Below are 17023 nucleotides of genomic sequence, written 5' to 3'. Positions count from 1 at the left end.
GTTCAGGCCCGTCGTCGAGATGTCGATAGACACCGTACGACGCGGGAGGGACCAGGCTGCCGCGAGATCGCCGAGGTGATGTGCGAACCATGGGCGCAACGGACGACGGGCGCAGCGGAGACCCCGCGGTCCTCGGCGTGCCCACGGACGCCGAGCACGCCCCCGCCGACGAGCGCACCCCCGCCGACGAGCACGCCGACCACGCCGAGGTCGTCCGGGTGCAGGCGGAGCGCCTCGCCCAGCTCGAGGCGATCATCGAGCTCGCCCCGCTGGGCATCGGGATCGTCGACCTCGAGGGACGCACCCCGCTGACCAACCAGACCCTGCGCCGGCTCCTGGGCTACACCGCCGAGGAGTTCGCGCGGATGCCCTTCAGCGAGTTCTCCCACCCGGCCGACAACCCGGAGAACATGCGCCTCTTCGCGCGGCTCACGGCCGGGGAGATCGAGCGGTTCGGCCTGGAGAAGCGCTTCGTGCGCAAGGACGGCACGCACCTGTGGACCTATCTCACCGTCTCGCTGGTGCGGGACGGCAGCGGGCGCCCGGAATACGCCATCGGCATGACGCAGGACATCAGCGACCGCAAGACGCTCGAGGAGCAGCTGCGCGCTGCGGAGGCGCACTACCGGCTCCTGGTCGAGCGCGTGCCGGCGGTCGTCTACACGGCCGAGGTGGGCGCCGCGGGACGTTGGCACTACGTGAGCCCGCAGATCGAGCAGCTGCTCGGCTTCACCGTGGAGGAGTGGACTGCCGTCGAGGGCCTGTGGTTCGACCGCATCGTCGACGAGGACCGCGCGGAGGCGCTCGCGGCCGAGGAGCGGATCGACCCGTCCGAGAACCCGCCGCACGGCGTCACCTACCGGCTGCGCCACCGGGACGGCCACATCGTGTGGGTCCATGACGTGGCGGTCGCGAGAGCCGGACGTGGCGGCGGCAGCGTGCTCAACGGCGTCCTCCTCGACGTCACCTACGAGAAGGTGCTGGAGGAGGCGCTCGCTCAGCAGGCGATCCTCGACCCGCTGACCGGACTGGTGAACCGGGCCCACTTCCGTGAGCGCGTCGACCAGGCACTGGCCGCCTCGCGTGAGGACGGATCGCCGGTGGCGATGCTCTTCATCGACCTCGACGGGTTCAAGACCGTCAACGACACGCTGGGACACGGCTCGGGCGACGACGTGCTCGCGATCGTGGCCGGGCGCCTGGCTTCCGCCGCTCCCGACGAGTGCATGCTCGCGCGACTCGGGGGTGACGAGTTCGCGATGCTCGTCGAGGGTGCCTGGACAGGACGCCTCCCGGAGCTCGCCGACCGGCTGCTCGAGGCTCTCGTCGAACCGGTCCGGGTCCGGGACCGGGCGGTCCGCGTCGGCGCGAGCATCGGCGGCACGCTGGCCGGGCCGGCGGACACCACCGACACGCTCCTGCACAACGCCGACCAGGCGATGTACCGGGCGAAGTCCGCGGGTGGCAGCCGATTCCTCCGACACGAGGAGTGACCCCGCGGGGCACTGCCCGCCTCACCAGGCGGAGCGGGCCACAGCACTCGAGGTCGAGACCGCCAAGGTGCGGTCCATCGGGCGCGCAACGACGACGGCGTCGCGGCCGGTCGCCTTCGCCTCACCCAGGGCGTCGTTCGCCAGGCTCGCGGCGCCCGCGCTGATCGTGACCCCGACGGGACCGGCCGCGCTGCTGCGGGTCTCAAACGGGCTGGACGGTGTACACGACCGTCTGCACCCGGATCATGCCGTCGGCGAAGATGAACGTGTCGACGCCGTTGTCGACCTTGCGGCCGCCGCCGGCCGCCTTCCAGCCCAGGTAGAGCACGTCGTCGGCGAAAGCGGTCTCGAGCTCCCACTGCGCCTGCGGGACATCGCTGAGCAGCTGGGTGAAGACCTGGCGGGCGCCGTCCTTGCCGCGGTACACCTTCGCCTGGACGATGAGGATCGCGTCGTCCGCGTAGTCGGAGATGATGCCCTCGAGGTCTTCGGCGCCCAGAGTCTGACCGTGGTGCGCGAAGACCTCTTCGGGGGTCCTTGTGGTGGTCATGGTGTTCCCTTCGATCGACGATCCGGGATCGGAGCCCGACAGGCGAGCTGCCGGTCGTCCCCAGTGTGCTCGTTCTGCGGCGCCTGTCCACGCGAGTCGGCACCGGGGATTGGGTAGGGTCCGAAGCACGGACGGCGATGAGGCGGTCCAGGTGTCAGGAGGCGTCATGAAGGCGGTTCGGCTGCATCGGTACGAGGTGCGACCTGTGGTCGAGGACGTCGCGGAGCCCGTGGTCACCCACCCCCTCGACGTGGTGGTCAGGGTCGGCGGCGCCGGTCTGTGCCGCACCGACCTGCACATCGTCGAGGGGCAGTGGGCGCCCAAGAGCAACGTGGCGCTGCCGTACACGCTCGGGCACGAGAATGCGGGCTGGGTGCACGCCGTCGGCTCGGCGGTCGAGCACCTGAAGCCCGGCGACGCGGTGATCCTGCACCCGCTGGTGACCTGCGGCTTCTGCCGGGCGTGCCGGGCCGGGGACGACGTGCACTGCGAGGCGCAGGCGTTCCCGGGCATCGACTCGGACGGCGGCATGGCCGAGCTGATCAAGACGTCCGCGCGTTCGGTGGTCAAGCTGCGTCCTGGTGTCGAACCCGCGGCGGTCGCCGCACTGGCCGATGCCGGACTCACCGCGTACCACGCGGTCAAGAAGGCTCTACCGCTGCTGCATCCGGGCAGCACGTGCGTCGTGACCGGAGCCGGTGGCCTCGGTCACCTCGGGATCCAGTGCCTGCGGGCGATGAGCGCCACGCGGATCGTGGTGCTCGACCGGAACGAGGAGGCGCTGGCCCTCGCGCGTGGCTGGGGTGCGGACGAGACCGTCGTGGTGGACGGCTCGCACGTCGACCGGGTGCTCGAGCTGACCGACGGCAAGGGGGCCGAGGTCGTGCTCGACTTCGTCGGGGAGCGCGGGGCCGAACGTGACGCGTGGACGATGACGCGACGCGCAGGTAGCGACTTCGTGATCGGGTACGGCGGGACCGTGGACGTCCCGACGATCGACGTGATCTCGACCGAGCGCAACGTGATCGGCAACCTCGTCGGCAGCTACAACGACCTCGTCGAGCTGATGGCTCTCGCCGCCGACGGCCGGGTCGAGATGCTCACGCACACCTATCCGCTCGACGCGGTCAACGATGCGATGGACGACCTCGAGGCGGGGCGGCTGCGCGGCCGCGGAATCCTGGTCCCGGCGACGTCCGGTGGCTGACACGGGGTGCCGATCTGCGGGCGGGCCTTCTGCCCGGTCGGCCATGGTCCGACGAGGTGCAACGTCGACGTCCGTCACGGTGCTCGGGTGACCGGGCCACCACGTCAGAGCCCCGAGTAGCCTCTCGCCATGTCCGCGGAGCAGGCAGGGGGCGGTTCTTGGCGCCCGGCAGAGGGGGATGACCCACGCCGCGCGAGCGTTCCGTTGCGCCTGCAGGTCCTCGAACCGCTGACCGGCCTGGCGCTCGCCGGGCACGGGCTCGCCGTCCAGGTCGTGGCCGACGGCCGATCCGTCTCACCCATCACCGGGGCGGCGGCCCTGCTCGTCGTGCTGGGCGTGGCGGGCCTGCTCGGCTGGCGCGGATCGTGGGCGGTCGCCGCCCGCGCGGGTGCTGTCCTCGTGCTCGGCTACGTCCTGATGGCCCTGCGCCAGGAGGGCAGCGGCTACTTCCTGCTGTGGTACTTCGTGATCGTCGCGGTGTACCCGCTGGTCCTGCCACGCCAGGTCAGCCGCCTGGTCGCGGTCGTCGTCCCGGTCGCCTACCTCACCCTCGTGCCCCTCGGGGCGTCCGACGGCCCGCTCCCGGTCGCCCTCCTGCGTGCGGTCTCGCTCGCAGGCATCGCGGTGTTCGTGCACACGGCGGCCACCGCCTACCGGGACGCCGTCGGGGACCGGGACAGAGCGCTCGCACTGCTCGACACCTACACCGAGGCCACGCCGGTGGGCCTGGGGTTCTGGGACGTCGACCTGAGGTACCGCAGGCTCAACACGGCCCTCGCCGGGCTCTCCGGGCTGCCGGCTGCGCTGCACCTCGGTCAGCTCGCGGCCGACATCCCGACCGGCGTGCCGGCACTGGCGCTCAATCTGCGACGGGTGCTCCGGTCGGGCACCCCGGTCCAGGACGTCGAGCTGACCTCCGGTGATCGGGTGTGGACGTCGAGCTACTTCCCGGTGCGCGTCGGCGGCACGCTCCTCGGCGTCGGCGGGGTCGTCACCGAGATCTCCGAGCGGCGTCAGGCTGCGCGTGCTCTGGCCCACTCGACGACGCACGACGCCCTGACGGGCCTGCCCAACCGGGTGCTCTTCAGCGACCGGCTCGGGGTCGCCCTGGCGCACGCCGCGCGCGACCGGGAGCTGGTCGCGGTCCTGTTCTGCGACGTCGACCGGTTCAAGGTCGTCAACGACTCGCTCGGCCACGCAGCCGGGGACGACCTGCTGCGCGTGGTGGCCGAGCGGCTGGCCGGAGTGATCCGCAGGGGCGACACGGTGGCGCGGCTCGGCGGGGACGAGTTCGCCCTCCTGTGCACCGAGATCGCCGACGTCGAGGCGGCAAGGGCCGTCGGAGAGCAGGTCTGCGCGGCCCTGCGCGAGCCGATGCGGGTCGGCGACCGGCTCATCGTCTCGACGATGTCGGTGGGAGTGATGGTCGGCGAGGTCGGCGACATCGATGCCGCCGGTCTGCTGCGCGACGCCGACGTCGCGATGTACCAGGCGAAGGACGCCGGGCGTGACCAGGTGGCGGTCTTCGACCCGCGGCTGCGCAGCAGCGCGAGCGAGCGGTTCGAGTTCCACGGCGCCCTGCGTCGCGCCGTCGAGGGGGGCGAGATCACCGTGGCCTACCAGCCGGTCCTGCGCCTGGACGGCCCGCGGCTCGGTCCGGGTGGCCGATCGCGGGACGTCGTCGGCGTGGAGGCCCTGGCGCGGTGGAGCCGGCCGGGGTACGGCGACGTGGCCCCCGCGATCTTCATCCCACTGGCCGAGGAGCTCGGACTGATCCACTCCCTCGGTGAGCAGGTGCTGCGCACGGCCTGCACCACGATCCTGCGATGGCGGGCGGAGACCGGGCGGCCGCTGACCGTGGCGGTGAACCTCTCGGCCCTCCAGCTGGCGGGCACGGGGTGCCTCGACCTCGTCGGGGCCGTGCTGGACGACGTGGGTCTGCCGGCCTCGGCCCTCCAGCTGGAGATCACCGAGAGCGTGCTGATGGTCGACGTCGAGCACAGCCTGGGACGGCTCGGCGAGCTGCGTGACCTCGGGGTGAGGCTGGCGATCGACGACTTCGGCACCGGGTACAGCTCGCTGGCGTACCTGCGTGACCTGCCTGTCGACATCCTGAAGATCGACCGGTCGTTCACCAGCCGGCTGCCCGAGGACGCGGCGATGTTCGCGTTCATCGTCGACCTGGCACGGGCCATCGGTGCGACGACGGTGGTGGAGGGCGTCGAGACCAGCGAGCAGCTCGACCTCGTCACGCGGGCGGGGTGCGACCAGGCGCAGGGCTTCTACCTCAGCCGGCCGTTGTCGCCCGACGCGGCGGCGCACTACCTGCGCAGCTCGGGGTCCTGACCGCAGCCCGGGGTCCTGACCGCAGACCGGTGCCACGCGATGCGGAGCGTCCGCGGCCGACCGGTCCTCAGTGGACCGGCTGGGGATCCTGGAGGTCGGCCAGGGCTCGTGTCGCCCACGCGACGGCGGCGAGGTAGGCGTCGGTCAGGTCCGGTGTGGACGGGATCGCCGGGGACGTGGACCCGGCCTCGTAGGACCGTACGGCGGTGAGCAGGTCCCCGAGCGGTCCGGACGAGCGCAGGAGGGCGTCGCCCAGCTCGTCGGACAGGGACAGGCTGCCCAGGACGTCGGGGAGCGGGACCCCGAGGACGACGTCCAGGCGGCTGAGCAGTCCCGCGGTGAACGCCACGTCGGCGCTCAGTCGGAGCGTGGGGGCGAGGATCTCGCAGGTCCGGGCGCGGACGACGGCGGCGGTCAGCTGTTCGGGGCTGCCTCCGCCCGCGTCTGCGGCGACCAGGAGGATCACCCAGGCCCGCAGCCGCTGGGTGCCGAGCATGACCAGGGCGTCACGGACGGACGTCAGCCTGCGGCGCAGGCCGGTGGCGGCCGCATTCGCAGCATGCAGGACCCGGTAGGTGAGCGCGGCGTCCCGCTGCACCAGCAGCTCGATGCCCTCGACGGTCATCGCCGGGTCCGCGAGCTTCTGCAACAGCTTGATGCAGGCCAGGTGCTCAGGGTTCAGGGTGACGGCCGAGAGGGTCTCCGGACGCAGCAGGTAGTAGCCCTGGAAGAGGTCGAATCCCAGGTCCTGGCACATCCGCAGGTCCTCGGCAGTCTCCACGCGTTCAGCGACGAGCAGAGCGTCGTAGGCACCCAGGCGGGCGACCGTCGGTCCCAGCTCGTCGGGCGCGACCTGGCTGATGTCGACCTTGACGTACGAGGCGTACGGGAGAAGCGGCACCCGGTCGTGCTGGTCCCAGAGGAAGTCGTCCAGCGCGAAGGCGAACCCGTCGGCCGCGAGCTGCAGGACGCCGGCGTGGACCTCCGCGTCGATGGCCACGTTCTCGACGACCTCGAGGACGACGACCGACGGCGAGAACGGCATGGGCATGGTGCCGAGGATGAACGGTCGCGTGACGTTGACGAACGCCAACCGGTCGCCGACCAGCTGGTCGAGCCCGAAGGCGGTGAACGTGTTGAGGATGACTGTCGTGGTGGCGGCGTCGCCCATGCCGGGGCCGGCCTCCTGGCTCGACTCCTCGGCCCGGAAGAGCAGCTCATGACCCATGACGTCGAGCGAGGTGTCGTAGATCGGCTGACGACCCACGTGCACCCACCCGGCCGAGGGGCGCGGCGATGATCCCGTTCGCTCCACGTCACTCCCATCGCTCAGCAGCATGAGTCCCATCGGTCAGCAGCGTCCGGGGATGAGGACTAGCAGGGCGCCGCGGCAGCTGCGTCGGTGCCACCAGTGCGTCGGTGGCGCTGACCCGGGGCCCGACCGACCGGGCCCGCGTCCGCTGTCCGGTCACGTGGTTCACCCGGACGTCGACAGTGCCCGGCGTACTGTCGATGAGAACTGGTTTCCACGAGCGACGGAGATGACGGAACGATGAGAGCAGCCCGGTTCCACGGCCAACGCAACATCACGATCGACGAGATCCCGGAGCCCGCCCTCCGGCCGGGCGCCGTGGCGATCGATGTCGCGTGGTGCGGAATCTGCGGCAGCGACCTGCACGAGTTCCTCGAGGGACCGATCTTCATCCCGGCGAAGGGCCACCCGCACCCGCTCTCGGGTGAGCAGGAGCCGGTGACGATGGGGCACGAGTTCTCCGGCACGATCAGCGCCCTCGGCGAGGGTGTCACCGACCTCGAGGTCGGTCAGAACGTCGTCGTCGAGCCGTACTTCGTCTGCAGCGCGTGCGACATGTGTCAGGCCGGGAGCTACAACCTGTGCCGGTCGATGGGCTTCATCGGACTGTCGGGTGGCGGGGGCGGGCTCAGCGAGAAGGTCGTCGTCGAGCGCCGCTGGGTGCACCCGATCGGTGACATCCCGCTCGACGAGGCCGCCCTGCTCGAGCCGCTCGCGGTCGGACACCACGCCTTCGTGCGGTCCGGCGCCCAGGCCGGCGACGTCGCTCTGATCGGCGGGGCCGGGCCGATCGGCCTGCTCACGGCGGCTGTTCTCCGGGCCAAGGGCCTGACGGTGCTGGTGTCCGAGCTGAGCGACGCGCGGAAGGCCAAGGCGCTCGACACCGGAGTGGCCGACCACGTGATCGACCCCAGTCAGGAGGACCTGCAGGCCCGGGTCCTCGAGCTGACCGACGGGCGCGGCGCCGACGTCTGCTTCGAGTGCAGCTCAGTGAACGCGGTGCTGGACCAGCTGATCGACGCGGTCAAGCCGGGCGGCGTCGTGGTGAACGTCTCGATCTGGGGTCACCCAGCGATGATCGACATGCAGAAGATCGTGCTCAAGGAGATCGACCTCCGCGGCACGATCGCCTACGTCAACGACCACCCGGAGACCATCCGGCTCGTCCAGGAGGGCAAGGTGGACCTCAAGCCGTTCATCACCGGGCGGATCGACCTCGGCGACGTCGTCGACGAGGGACTCGACACGCTCATCAACCGCAACGACACAGCGGTGAAGATCCTCGTGCACCCGTGAGCCAGACCCGGGACGCCCCGGGGACCACCGTGGTACGAGGGCCGTGAGCAGCCCGTCGTGCGTCGACCCGGCGGGCCGTGCCAGGTCTCTGGACACTCACATCAAGTGGCTGGATGCTGAGGGAGCGGTGCGCGTCGGCGGCCGCGACGCGCACGACGAGCAGGGGATGCCATGACGAGCTCGACGCCGGAGATGGTGATCTCAGGAGTGCCGTACACGGTGCTCGAGGTCGAGGGCCGTGTGCCCGGTGACCTCGAGGACTTCGTGGGAGAGCGGCAGTTCGTGCTCGATGGTCCGACCGGTCGACACGTGGTGAGCGGCGACGGTTTCGTGGACGACGACGACGGCGCCGTCCGCTTCCATCAGAAGGCGCCGGACGGTGGCAAGGACGTGCGCGTGTGGCGGGTCTCACCTACCCCGGAGGGAACCTTCGTCGCGGCGGCCACCTGACGACCGTCGCGTCCGAGGACGCCGGAGCTCGCCGCGCGGGTTCATGGCGCGACGAGCACCTCGGTGCCGTGTATCCCTGCGACCATGGGGGGTGTCGGGAGTCGGCACAGGGACCACAGGAGGAACCATGACCACCAACGTGAGCACGACCGACCGGATCATCCGTCTGATCATCGCGCCGCGGCACTGGTCGGCGCCTTCGCCCTCGGCCTGGGCAGCATCCTCGGGATTCTCCTGATCGTTCTCGCCGTGGTCATGGCTGCAACGGCGGCGGTCGGCTTCTGCCCGCTGTACCGCCTGTTCGGCATCTCGACTGTCAGGGCCGCCGAACCCCGCCGGTGACCACTACCGTCGGACGGGTGGAGACAGCGGAGCTTGCTGCTGACCTTCCGGGCCTCGTCCCCGGCCTGATGCGGTTCGCGATGACCCTCACGCGTGACCAGCACCAGGCCGAGGACCTCACCCAGGAGGTCCTGGCGCGTGCCCTCGAGCGTGCGGCCACCTTCCGCGGCGACTCGAGCCTTGCGACGTGGCTGCACCGGATCGCCCACAACCTGGCGGTCGACCAGACCCGTCGCAGGCGCGAGCTGCCCGTCGACGACATCGGGGAGCTGGTCGAGGCCCGCTGGCGCGAGGACACCTGGACGGTGGATGCCGTCGAGGTCGTGTCCCGGGCCGAGACCCGTGCCGAGCTCGAGGACTCGCTGATCCGCCTGCCGGTGGCCTACCGCGCCGCGGTGGTGCTTCACGATGCCGAGGGCCTGACGGTCGCCGAGATTGCTGAGATCGCCGACGTGAGCCTTCCCGCCGCCAAGCAACGGCTGCGTCGCGGTCGGATGATGCTCGTGACCGCCTTGGCCCGCGGGGCTGAGCGGACCCGGGCCGGACGAGGAGTACCGATGCGGTGCTGGGACGCGCGCATCCTGGTCGGCGACTACCTGGACGGCGTGCTCCCGCAGCCCGACGTCGAGAGGGTCGAGCGGCATCTGGCCGCCTGTCCCACCTGCCCGCCGCTGTATGCGTCGCTGGTGGGTGCCACCGAGGCCCTGGCGCGCGCCGGCGGGACGCTGCGCGACCCGGACTCGGTCGTCCAGCGCGAGCAGACCGCTCGAATCCACGAGCGGACTGCCGTGCTTCCGCTCGGTGCACCTCCACGGTGACGCTGCCGGACGAGCGGCTCAGCCGGCGGGTCCTGGTCGACGACGCTGCGACCTGGAACGCGGGGGAGTCCGCTCTGGACGACGCCTGAGCCGTCGCGCTCACGCGCATGGTCGGGGTGTGCGCGGTCGTCGAGCGAGGGTCCGGGGTCAGCCGACGATCCGGAAGACGGGGTAGGAGCCGGCGACGCGTTCGAAGTCGCCGAGCGGGGCGTGCCGGTCGACCGGGATGTGCGGCCGGCCACCAGGAGCCAGTGCGAGATAGCGGCGAAGGATCGGGGCGCGGTCGGCCGGTGGCACCTCGTCGAGCCGGACGGGCCGCCGTCGACCGCGACGGATGACCGCCTCCCCGTCGGCCGCGCGGACGTTGCGCACCCAGTTGACGTCCTCGCCGAGCATGGAGACGAGGTACTGCTGCCCGTCGTGGTCGGCAACCACCACGGGGAAGGAGATGGTCCGGCCGCTGACCCTCCCGCGCACCTCCAGGGTGACCGCGCGGCGAGGTGACAGGAGCCCGGCGGAGTACTGGCGCTCGGCGCTCCGGTTCATCAGCCGGGCGAGGCGGTTGGGGTGCCCCCCGCGGTACATCCAGCGCGCCAGGGTCGCGCCCGGGTGCCGCAGGACGCGGTCTCGCCGGTGCGCCGGGTCCGCAGTCATCCGCGTCCCCACGTCCTCTCGGACGGGCGCCCGGGTCGCGGTGCTACGGTCGCCACGGATAGTTTGGTACTTGGAACACCGTGTCTCCTCGGAAGGTAGCCGGATGCCGGAGGTCAGTCAATCGCCCGTCCGTCGGTCACCGACCGGCGCCCGGCGCCGGGGCAGGCTGAGTGACGCCGAGACGGAGCGCAGGATGCTCGACGCGGCCCTGAGCCTGATGGGCGAGCGGGGGATGAGCGTCAGCCTCGAGCACCTCAGCCTCGAGGAGGTGATCCGTGCGGCGGGGGTCTCCAGGACGTCGGCGTACCGGCGCTGGCCGTACAAGGACCTGTTCCTGAGCGACCTGCTGCTCGAGCTGGCCCGGGGCAACGACCTGGGCGAGGTCAGCCTGCCGCTGGCGGACGCGGTGAGCGACCTCCTGGCGGACCGCGCGACCGAGCTGCACACCGAGGCCGGTCGTCGTGACTTCGGCGTCGAGCTGTTGCGGACCGCATCCCAGTCGGATCTCGAGCGGATCTCGACCTCGGTGCACTTCCGTACCTACATCGCCCTCCGGGCGACGTTCCTCGGCCTGCCCGACGGCGAGCTGCGGGGTGCTGTCGGCGCGGCGCTCAGCGAGACCGAGCGCCGTTTCACCGCGGGCCGGGCCGCGGTCTTCGCCGAGACGGCCGGGCTGCTGGGCTACCGGATCGCGCCGCCCCTGACCGGTCGGGACGGGTTCGAGCTGGTGGCCCGCGCGGTCGGCGCGACCATGACCGGGATGGTCGTCGCCGCGCTGGCCGACCCCGATCTCGTCAGCGAGACGCGGACCCTCCGGGCCTTCGGTTCGAGCCGGTTCGCGGAGTGGTCGACGCCGGCGTTCGTGCTCACCGGAATCGTCGTCGCGCACCTCGAACCCGATCCGGACGTCCAGTGGGACAGCTTCCGCGTCCAGCACCTGGGTGGCGTGCTCCGCGGTCGGCTGATGGCCCTTGCGACGTCGGACGGCGACCGACGGCGGGGTCGATCGGCCTGAGTCGGCGGTGTCCGGCGGGTCGCGCAGGCACGGCGCGCCCGCTCCGGCCGCGAGTCAGGCCTGCGGGCACTGCACCGCCGGGCCACCGTGCTCGGCCACGGTCCGGGACCGCAGGGTCAGACCGTGCCACGTGCGGCGGGGAACGACGCGTCGGGCATCCCGAGCGGGGGAAGGGGTGCCGGCGGCCCGCTCGCGCGCGGCCTGGCGGACGTGGTGCTCCTGCTCGATCTCGCGGAGCCTCTCGTGGTAGATGATCATTCCGATCTCTGGGTGCATGTGTCCTTCTCCCTCGGCTCTTCCCTCGGCTGCGGTGCCCGTGCCGGCGGCGATCGCGCGTCAGAACTCGATTGTCGGGTGGGCCACTGACACGACCGCACCGTGATCGTCGGAGCCTTGGCGCCCTGTCGGGGGCCCGCGCTAGCCTCGGCCGATGACACGAGAGACCCTCACCATCGGTGACCGGACGACGTCGCTCCACCTGTCGCCCCAGCGCGGGACGCCTCCGGCCGGCGTCGTCGTCCTGCACGCGTGGTGGGGCCTGAACGACGACGTCGTCGCGTATGCCGATCGGCTCGCTGACGCCGGGTTCGCCGTCGCCGCTCCGGACCTGTTCGAGGGTCGCCTGGCGACGACGATCGAGGAGGCTGAACGGCTCTCCGAGTCGCTCGAGGAGGACGTGGCCGACGCCTTCGTCCTCGCGTCGGTCGACGCCCTGGTCGCCGCGATCGGTGATCCGACGGCCAGGGTGGCGGCGATCGGCTTCTCGATGGGCGCGCCGTGGGCCCTCTGGCTCCCCGCCCGCCGGCCCGAGGTCGTCGCCTCGGTCGTCTACTACGGCACGATGCAGGGCCCGACCCTGAGCCAGGCCCGGACGCCGGTCCTCGGTCACTTCGCCGAGAACGACGAGTACGAGCCGGAGGAGGGCGTCACGGCCCTCGACTCGACGCTCCGCACGGCTGGCCGCGAGGTCGGGCTGCATCGCTATCCGGGCACGGGTCACTGGTTCGCCGAGCCGTCGCGCGACGCCTACGTCCCGGCGGCGGCCGGGCTCGCCTTCGACCGGACGGTCGCCTTCCTGCGCCGCGAGCTCCTCGAGAAGGGCTAGCTCAGCCTGGCTGCCGTCGGCATGCTCAGCGGGATGACCGTGCTCGGGCGGCGATCACCGCGCCGTCGACGGCGTCCGGCAGGGAGACCACCTCCACGTCGATGCCCAGGTCATGCAGCGCCTGGCCCTGCCACGAGCCACCCTTGAGGTGACTCACCGCGGCCGCATCGCTGAGGCAGAGGATGAGCCGCGGATCGTTGGGCAGCGTCGCCCCGATCCAGTAGAGCTTGAGCGCGTCGTTCATCAGCTTGTGCTTCTGGGCGGACGTCGCCGGGCCGTGATGCGCCCAGCACTCGACGAGGACAGTACGGTCGACGTCCGTCCCGTCGACCTCGACCCGCAGGCCGTCGTCAAGGTGGAGGCGGCACGGATCGAGCGCCAGGCCGAGCCGCTCCCCGAGCGTGTCGAGCATGTACCGCTCGGCAGTCCGCTGCTCCGCCGACATCCCCGGGAGTGCCGGTGCTGCGGTGGCAGCCGGTGCCGGGGCGGGAGTCGCGGGCTGGTGCCGGTGCGCCAGTCCGAGGGAGTTCACGATCTTCCCGTTCGGACCCATCACGCGCGCGAGAAAGCCCTCGCTCTCAAGCAACCGGCAGACCTGGTTCACGGTCTGTCGCGGGCTGATCTCGGTCCGTCTCGCCAGCTCGTCGTCGTCCAGCGGGTGGGTTGCGAGTCGCAGGACCCGCAAGATCGTCTCGCGTTGGGTCATGGGACTGCGCGCTCCGTCGGTCGGGTTCCGGTCACACGGACAATCATCGACCTCTGCGGCGGCAGCGGTGGCCTGATTCGGCAGGACGGGATGCGCCTGGTCAGGCGGTCGGGACCGTCCCGTCCCAGGTGCGGGGGCCGTGGTCCGGCCGCTGGCCCTCGTACGCGCTCGCGAGGAGCGGGCTGGAGATCATGAGGTCGGCCGACGCGACGTTGCACGCCATCGGCACGTTCCAGACGGTGCCGATGCGCAGCAGCGCCTTGACGTCGGGGTCGTGGGGCTGGGGTTCGAGCGGATCCCAGAAGAAGATCAGCATGGTGATGAGGCCCTCGGCGATCCGCGCGCCGATCTGCTGGTCACCGCCCACGGGTCCGGACAGGAACCGATGGACCTTCAGCCCGAGCTCGTACTCGAGCATCGTCCCGGTGGTGCCGGTCGCGTAGAGCACGTGCTGGGCCAACGTCCCGCGGTTGTACTCGGCCCACCGGAGCAGATCGACCTTCATGTTGTCGTGCGCGACGAGTGCGATGTGCCGAGGGGTCGTCCGCGGCGTCAGGGCAGCGGCGTCCGAGACGGGTGGAGCGGGGTTCGAGGCGCTGATCGATGCCATGACTGCCTCCGAGCTCTACGGGTTGCCGGCAGCGTCGACGGAGGGCACGTCGCCGGAGCGACGTGCCCATCATGCACGGGTCGCCACCGGTTCGGAAAGCCGCGGCCTACGCTGGCACGATGGGCCGCGGACGGGTCGAGACGATCTTCCCCGGCGTCGGTGTGGCCCGACGCTACGAGAGGTCGTGGCTCCGGCCCGATCTGACCGCGGGGGCCGTCCTCGTGGCGCTGCTGATCCCGGCCGGGATGGCCTATGCCGAGGCCGCCGGGTTGCCTCCTGTCACGGGTCTGTACGCGACGATCGTGCCGCTGCTCGCCTACGCGGTCTTCGGGCCGTCACGGGTCCTGGTGCTGGGACCGGACTCGTCGCTGGCACCCATGATCGCCGCGGCCGTCCTGCCGCTGGCCCTCGGCAGCTCCGGACGCGCCGTGTCGCTGGCCGGGATGCTGGCCCTGCTCATGGGCCTGATCCTGATGGCCGGTCGGGCGCTCCGGCTCGGTTTCGTCACCCGACTGCTCTCCAAACCCATCCGGGTCGGCTACCTCAACGGCATCGCGCTGGTCGTGATCGCCGCCCAGCTGCCCAAGCTGCTGGGGATCTCCGTCCGGGGAGGCTCGGTGTGGGACTACCTCGGGCAGACGATCCGTGGCCTGGCCGACGGCGAGGCCAACGGCGCGGCCGTGGTGATCGGCATCGGCTCGTTGGGCGCGATCGTCGTTCCGAGGCTGCTCCGCTCGACGCTGCCGGGGGTCGTGCTGGCGGTCGTCGGATCAGCGACCGCGACGGCCGTCCTCGGCCTCGGGGGAAGGCTTCCGGTGGTCGGCGCCCTGCCCCCGGGGCTCCCGGCGCCGGCCCTGTCGGGACTGCAGCTGAGCGATGTCATGGACCTCCTGGGGCCTGCCGCAGGGATCGCCCTCATCGCCTTCGCGGACACCAGCGTCCTCTCCCGGGCCCTGGCGAGCCGTCACGGTTACACCGCCGACGGCAACCAGGAGATGGGTGCTCTGGGTGTCGCGAACGCTGCGAGCGGGCTGCTCGGCGGATTCCCGGTGTCCGGCAGCGCGTCGCGGACGCCCGTGGCCGTCCAGGCCGGGGCACGCACCCAGCTGGTCGGGGTCGTGGCGGCAGCGCTGCTGGTCGCGTTCATGGCCCTGGCACCCGGTCTACCCGCCTACCTGCCGTCCAGCACGCTCGCCGCCGTCGTCATCGTCGCCGCTGCCTCGATGGTGGACGTCACGACCCTGGTGCGCCTCGCGCGGATGAGCCGCATCGAGACCGCGCTGCTCATCGCGGCCTTCCTCGGAGTCGCCTTCATCGGGGTGCTCCAGGGCATCGTCGTGGCGATCGGCCTGTCGTTGATGGCATTCGTGCGGCAGGCGTGGGACCCGTACCGCACGGAGCTGGTCAGCATCGAGGACGTGCCCGGGTACCACGACCTGAGTCGGCATCCCGAGGGCCGGCGCATCCCCGGTCTGGTGATCGCCCGCTTCGACGCTCCGCTGTTCTTCGCCAACGGTGACGTGTTCGACGCCCACGTCCGCCGGCTCGTCGCGGAGGCACCCGGACCGGTGCGGTGGGTGGTCGTCGCCGCAGAGCCCATCACCGGGGTCGACACCACGGCGATCGATGATCTCGTCGAGCTCGACGACCACCTCGACCGCGCCGGGATCAGTCTGGTCTTCGCGGAGATGAAGGGCCCGATCAAGGACCGTCTGGTCAGGTTCGGTGTCGGCAGCAGGTTCGGTCCGGACCACTTCTTCCCCACCGTGAACAGCGCGGTCAAGGCCTATCGCCGGACCTACGACATCTGAGTCGACGAGTGCCGGAGGCAGGGTCGACGGACGGGCGACGGATTCACCCGTGTGGTCGCTCACACGATCATGCGTCCGCACGATGGGCTCTGCATGGAACACGTCGGCGGCGATGGCGAGGTCCTGCCGAACCCGGGACTCACCCGGGGGCCGGACTGTCGAGTCGGTGTGCCGTGTGCCGCCCGCCCGTCGACGGAGTACCGCCACTACGACGGGCCCTGCGAGTGCTTCTTCGGCGGCCCGCCGCCCGAGTACCCACCGACGCAGCTTGCCCCGCGCTGGGACTTCTGTGCAGCGGCGGCGAGGCTCCTGGCGGGCTGAGCGCCGTCGGCGTCAGGCAGGCGGCTGACCGCCGGCCGCCAGCAGTCGCTGCCCGAGCAGTCGCGCGGCCTCCTGGACCGCCGGGGACCTGACGATCCGGTAGGACGCGGGGATCGCCGTGAGCTCCTGGGCGTACCACTGCGGGTTGCTGGTGCTGCCGACCAGTCGCGTGGTGCCGGCGTCGAGGGGATCGAGCACCCCGAGGGAGCGGGGGAGGCACCGTGCCACGGTGTCGACGGGCGCGTCGATGACGACCTCGGCGTCGTGCTCCCATCCCACGGCGAGATGCTCCTCGAGCAGGGCGACCGGGTCCAGGCCCGAGGGTGGGCTGAACGTGTCGCCGAGCACCTCGGCGCCGCGGACCCGGTCGACCCGGTAGGCGCGCAGGGCGTCACTGCGCAGGGATCGGCACAGCAGGTACCACCGGCCGTGGCGGACGACGACAGCCCAGGGCTCGACGTCGGCGACCCAGTCGGAGCCGGCCTCGGAGCGGTACCCGAGCCGCACCCGCCGGTGGTCCGAGCAGGCCTGGACGAGCACGGCCGTGATCCCGGGGTCGGGCCGAGCCGCGGCGCGGTCGGGCGCCGGTGCCGCGGTCCGGCGGACGGCCTCGGCCTGCGCGGCGACCGGCTCGGGCAGTGCTCGCATGATCTTGCCGAGGGCGCTGCCGACCGGGTCGACGGGATCGCCTGCGTCGTGGTGGCCGTCGAGCACGGCCATGACCAGGCCCAGGGCTTCGGCGGCGCTGAACACCAGGGGTGGGAGCCGCAGTCCGCGGCCGACGCGGTAGCCGCCGTAGCGGCCACGTACCGAGTCGATCGGGATGCCGGCCTCACGCAGGATGGCGACGTACCGCCGGGCCGCCCGCTCCGAGACGCCGAGCTTGTCCGCCAGCCGGTCCGCGGTGATGCCTGGGCTGCCCTGGACCAGATCGAGGGCGAGCAGCACCCGCGCCGTCGGGCTCTCGTCGAGCTTCACCGAATTCTC

General features: G+C 71.6%; 18 protein-coding genes. 11 read left to right on the top strand and 7 right to left on the bottom strand.

Going from position 1 to position 17023, the window contains the following annotated elements:
- Positions 1-89: 89 nt before the first annotated feature.
- Entirely contained in the window at positions 90-1493 is a 1404-nt protein-coding gene (locus K415_RS0100435; protein WP_024285156.1) for a sensor domain-containing diguanylate cyclase, read from the top strand.
- Between the two features lie 202 nt (positions 1494-1695).
- Here K415_RS0100435 and K415_RS0100430 read toward each other — a convergent pair whose 3' ends face one another.
- Positions 1696-2043 carry a nuclear transport factor 2 family protein gene (locus K415_RS0100430; RefSeq protein ID WP_024285155.1) on the bottom strand — a complete coding sequence of 116 codons (348 nt, stop codon included), beginning with the start codon at positions 2041-2043 and terminating at the stop codon, positions 1696-1698.
- A 166-nt stretch (positions 2044-2209) separates the two neighbouring features.
- Between K415_RS0100430 and K415_RS0100425 the strand changes: the two genes are divergently transcribed.
- Together K415_RS0100425 and K415_RS0100420 are read left to right on the top strand one after the other, a co-directional pair.
- Entirely contained in the window at positions 2210-3250 is a 1041-nt protein-coding gene (locus K415_RS0100425; RefSeq protein ID WP_024285154.1) for an NAD(P)-dependent alcohol dehydrogenase, read from the top strand.
- Between the two features lie 129 nt (positions 3251-3379).
- Positions 3380-5596 (top strand): bifunctional diguanylate cyclase/phosphodiesterase, encoded by a 2217-nt coding sequence (locus K415_RS0100420; protein WP_155859300.1) that lies wholly within the window; start codon positions 3380-3382, stop codon positions 5594-5596.
- A 67-nt stretch (positions 5597-5663) separates the two neighbouring features.
- On the opposite strand, the gene K415_RS0100415 is transcribed toward K415_RS0100420, so the two are convergent.
- Complete coding sequence (locus K415_RS0100415) at positions 5664-6863, bottom strand: EAL and HDOD domain-containing protein (RefSeq protein WP_197024616.1); 1200 nt, start codon at positions 6861-6863, stop codon at positions 5664-5666.
- Positions 6864-7148: 285 nt separating this feature from the next.
- Here K415_RS0100415 and K415_RS0100410 point away from each other — a divergent pair, with 285 nt between their 5' ends.
- The 5 genes from K415_RS0100410 to K415_RS22345 all read left to right on the top strand — a co-directional run bounded on the left by K415_RS0100410 (position 7149) and on the right by K415_RS22345 (position 9814).
- Positions 7149-8204, top strand: a complete 1056-nt coding sequence (locus tag K415_RS0100410) for a 2,3-butanediol dehydrogenase (protein WP_024285151.1) — start codon at positions 7149-7151, stop codon at positions 8202-8204.
- Positions 8205-8375: 171 nt separating this feature from the next.
- Positions 8376-8654: a hypothetical protein gene (locus K415_RS0100405; protein ID WP_024285150.1), complete on the top strand. Its 279-nt coding sequence runs from the start codon at positions 8376-8378 to the stop codon at positions 8652-8654.
- A gap of 127 nt (positions 8655-8781) precedes the next feature.
- Positions 8782-8892: a DUF2892 domain-containing protein gene (locus K415_RS24420; protein ID WP_231495023.1), complete on the top strand. Its 111-nt coding sequence runs from the start codon at positions 8782-8784 to the stop codon at positions 8890-8892.
- Positions 8841-8996, top strand: a complete 156-nt coding sequence (locus tag K415_RS24415) for a YgaP-like transmembrane domain (protein ID WP_231494954.1) — start codon at positions 8841-8843, stop codon at positions 8994-8996. Before K415_RS24420 ends, K415_RS24415 begins: the two co-directional genes overlap by 52 nt.
- A 17-nt stretch (positions 8997-9013) precedes the next feature.
- Positions 9014-9814 (top strand): sigma-70 family RNA polymerase sigma factor, encoded by an 801-nt coding sequence (locus K415_RS22345; RefSeq protein WP_051480353.1) that lies wholly within the window; start codon positions 9014-9016, stop codon positions 9812-9814.
- 147 nt (positions 9815-9961) lie between these two features.
- On the opposite strand, the gene K415_RS0100385 is transcribed toward K415_RS22345, so the two are convergent.
- Entirely contained in the window at positions 9962-10468 is a 507-nt protein-coding gene (locus K415_RS0100385) for a nitroreductase/quinone reductase family protein (RefSeq protein ID WP_197024612.1), read from the bottom strand.
- A gap of 193 nt (positions 10469-10661) precedes the next feature.
- On the opposite strand from K415_RS0100385, the gene K415_RS0100380 reads away from it, so the two are divergent.
- Positions 10662-11483: a helix-turn-helix domain-containing protein gene (locus K415_RS0100380; protein WP_024285147.1), complete on the top strand. Its 822-nt coding sequence runs from the start codon at positions 10662-10664 to the stop codon at positions 11481-11483.
- Positions 11484-11537: 54 nt separating this feature from the next.
- Here K415_RS0100380 and K415_RS0100375 read toward each other — a convergent pair whose 3' ends face one another.
- Entirely contained in the window at positions 11538-11759 is a 222-nt protein-coding gene (locus K415_RS0100375; protein WP_155859299.1) for a hypothetical protein, read from the bottom strand.
- A gap of 154 nt (positions 11760-11913) precedes the next feature.
- Between K415_RS0100375 and K415_RS0100370 the strand changes: the two genes are divergently transcribed.
- Positions 11914-12588 (top strand): dienelactone hydrolase family protein, encoded by a 675-nt coding sequence (locus K415_RS0100370; protein WP_024285145.1) that lies wholly within the window; start codon positions 11914-11916, stop codon positions 12586-12588.
- A gap of 25 nt (positions 12589-12613) precedes the next feature.
- Here K415_RS0100370 and K415_RS0100365 read toward each other — a convergent pair whose 3' ends face one another.
- Both K415_RS0100365 and K415_RS0100360 read right to left on the bottom strand, forming a co-directional pair.
- Positions 12614-13294 (bottom strand): hypothetical protein, encoded by a 681-nt coding sequence (locus K415_RS0100365; protein ID WP_024285144.1) that lies wholly within the window; start codon positions 13292-13294, stop codon positions 12614-12616.
- A gap of 100 nt (positions 13295-13394) precedes the next feature.
- On the bottom strand, positions 13395-13904 hold the full coding sequence (locus K415_RS0100360) for a methylglyoxal synthase (RefSeq protein WP_081784812.1): 510 nt from the start codon (positions 13902-13904) through the stop codon (positions 13395-13397).
- A 119-nt stretch (positions 13905-14023) separates the two neighbouring features.
- Here K415_RS0100360 and K415_RS0100355 point away from each other — a divergent pair, with 119 nt between their 5' ends.
- Complete coding sequence (locus tag K415_RS0100355; protein WP_024285142.1) at positions 14024-15715, top strand: SulP family inorganic anion transporter; 1692 nt, start codon at positions 14024-14026, stop codon at positions 15713-15715.
- 333 nt (positions 15716-16048) lie between these two features.
- On the opposite strand, the gene K415_RS0100350 is transcribed toward K415_RS0100355, so the two are convergent.
- On the bottom strand, positions 16049-17014 hold the full coding sequence (locus K415_RS0100350; protein WP_024285141.1) for a YafY family protein: 966 nt from the start codon (positions 17012-17014) through the stop codon (positions 16049-16051).
- Positions 17015-17023 lie beyond the last annotated feature (9 nt).

The organism is Cellulomonas sp. KRMCY2 (genome assembly GCF_000526515.1).
In the GTDB taxonomy this organism is placed as follows: domain Bacteria; phylum Actinomycetota; class Actinomycetes; order Actinomycetales; family Cellulomonadaceae; genus Actinotalea.
Note: the sequence above shows the minus strand (reverse complement) of the source record. Positions and strands in the feature narration are given on the sequence as shown.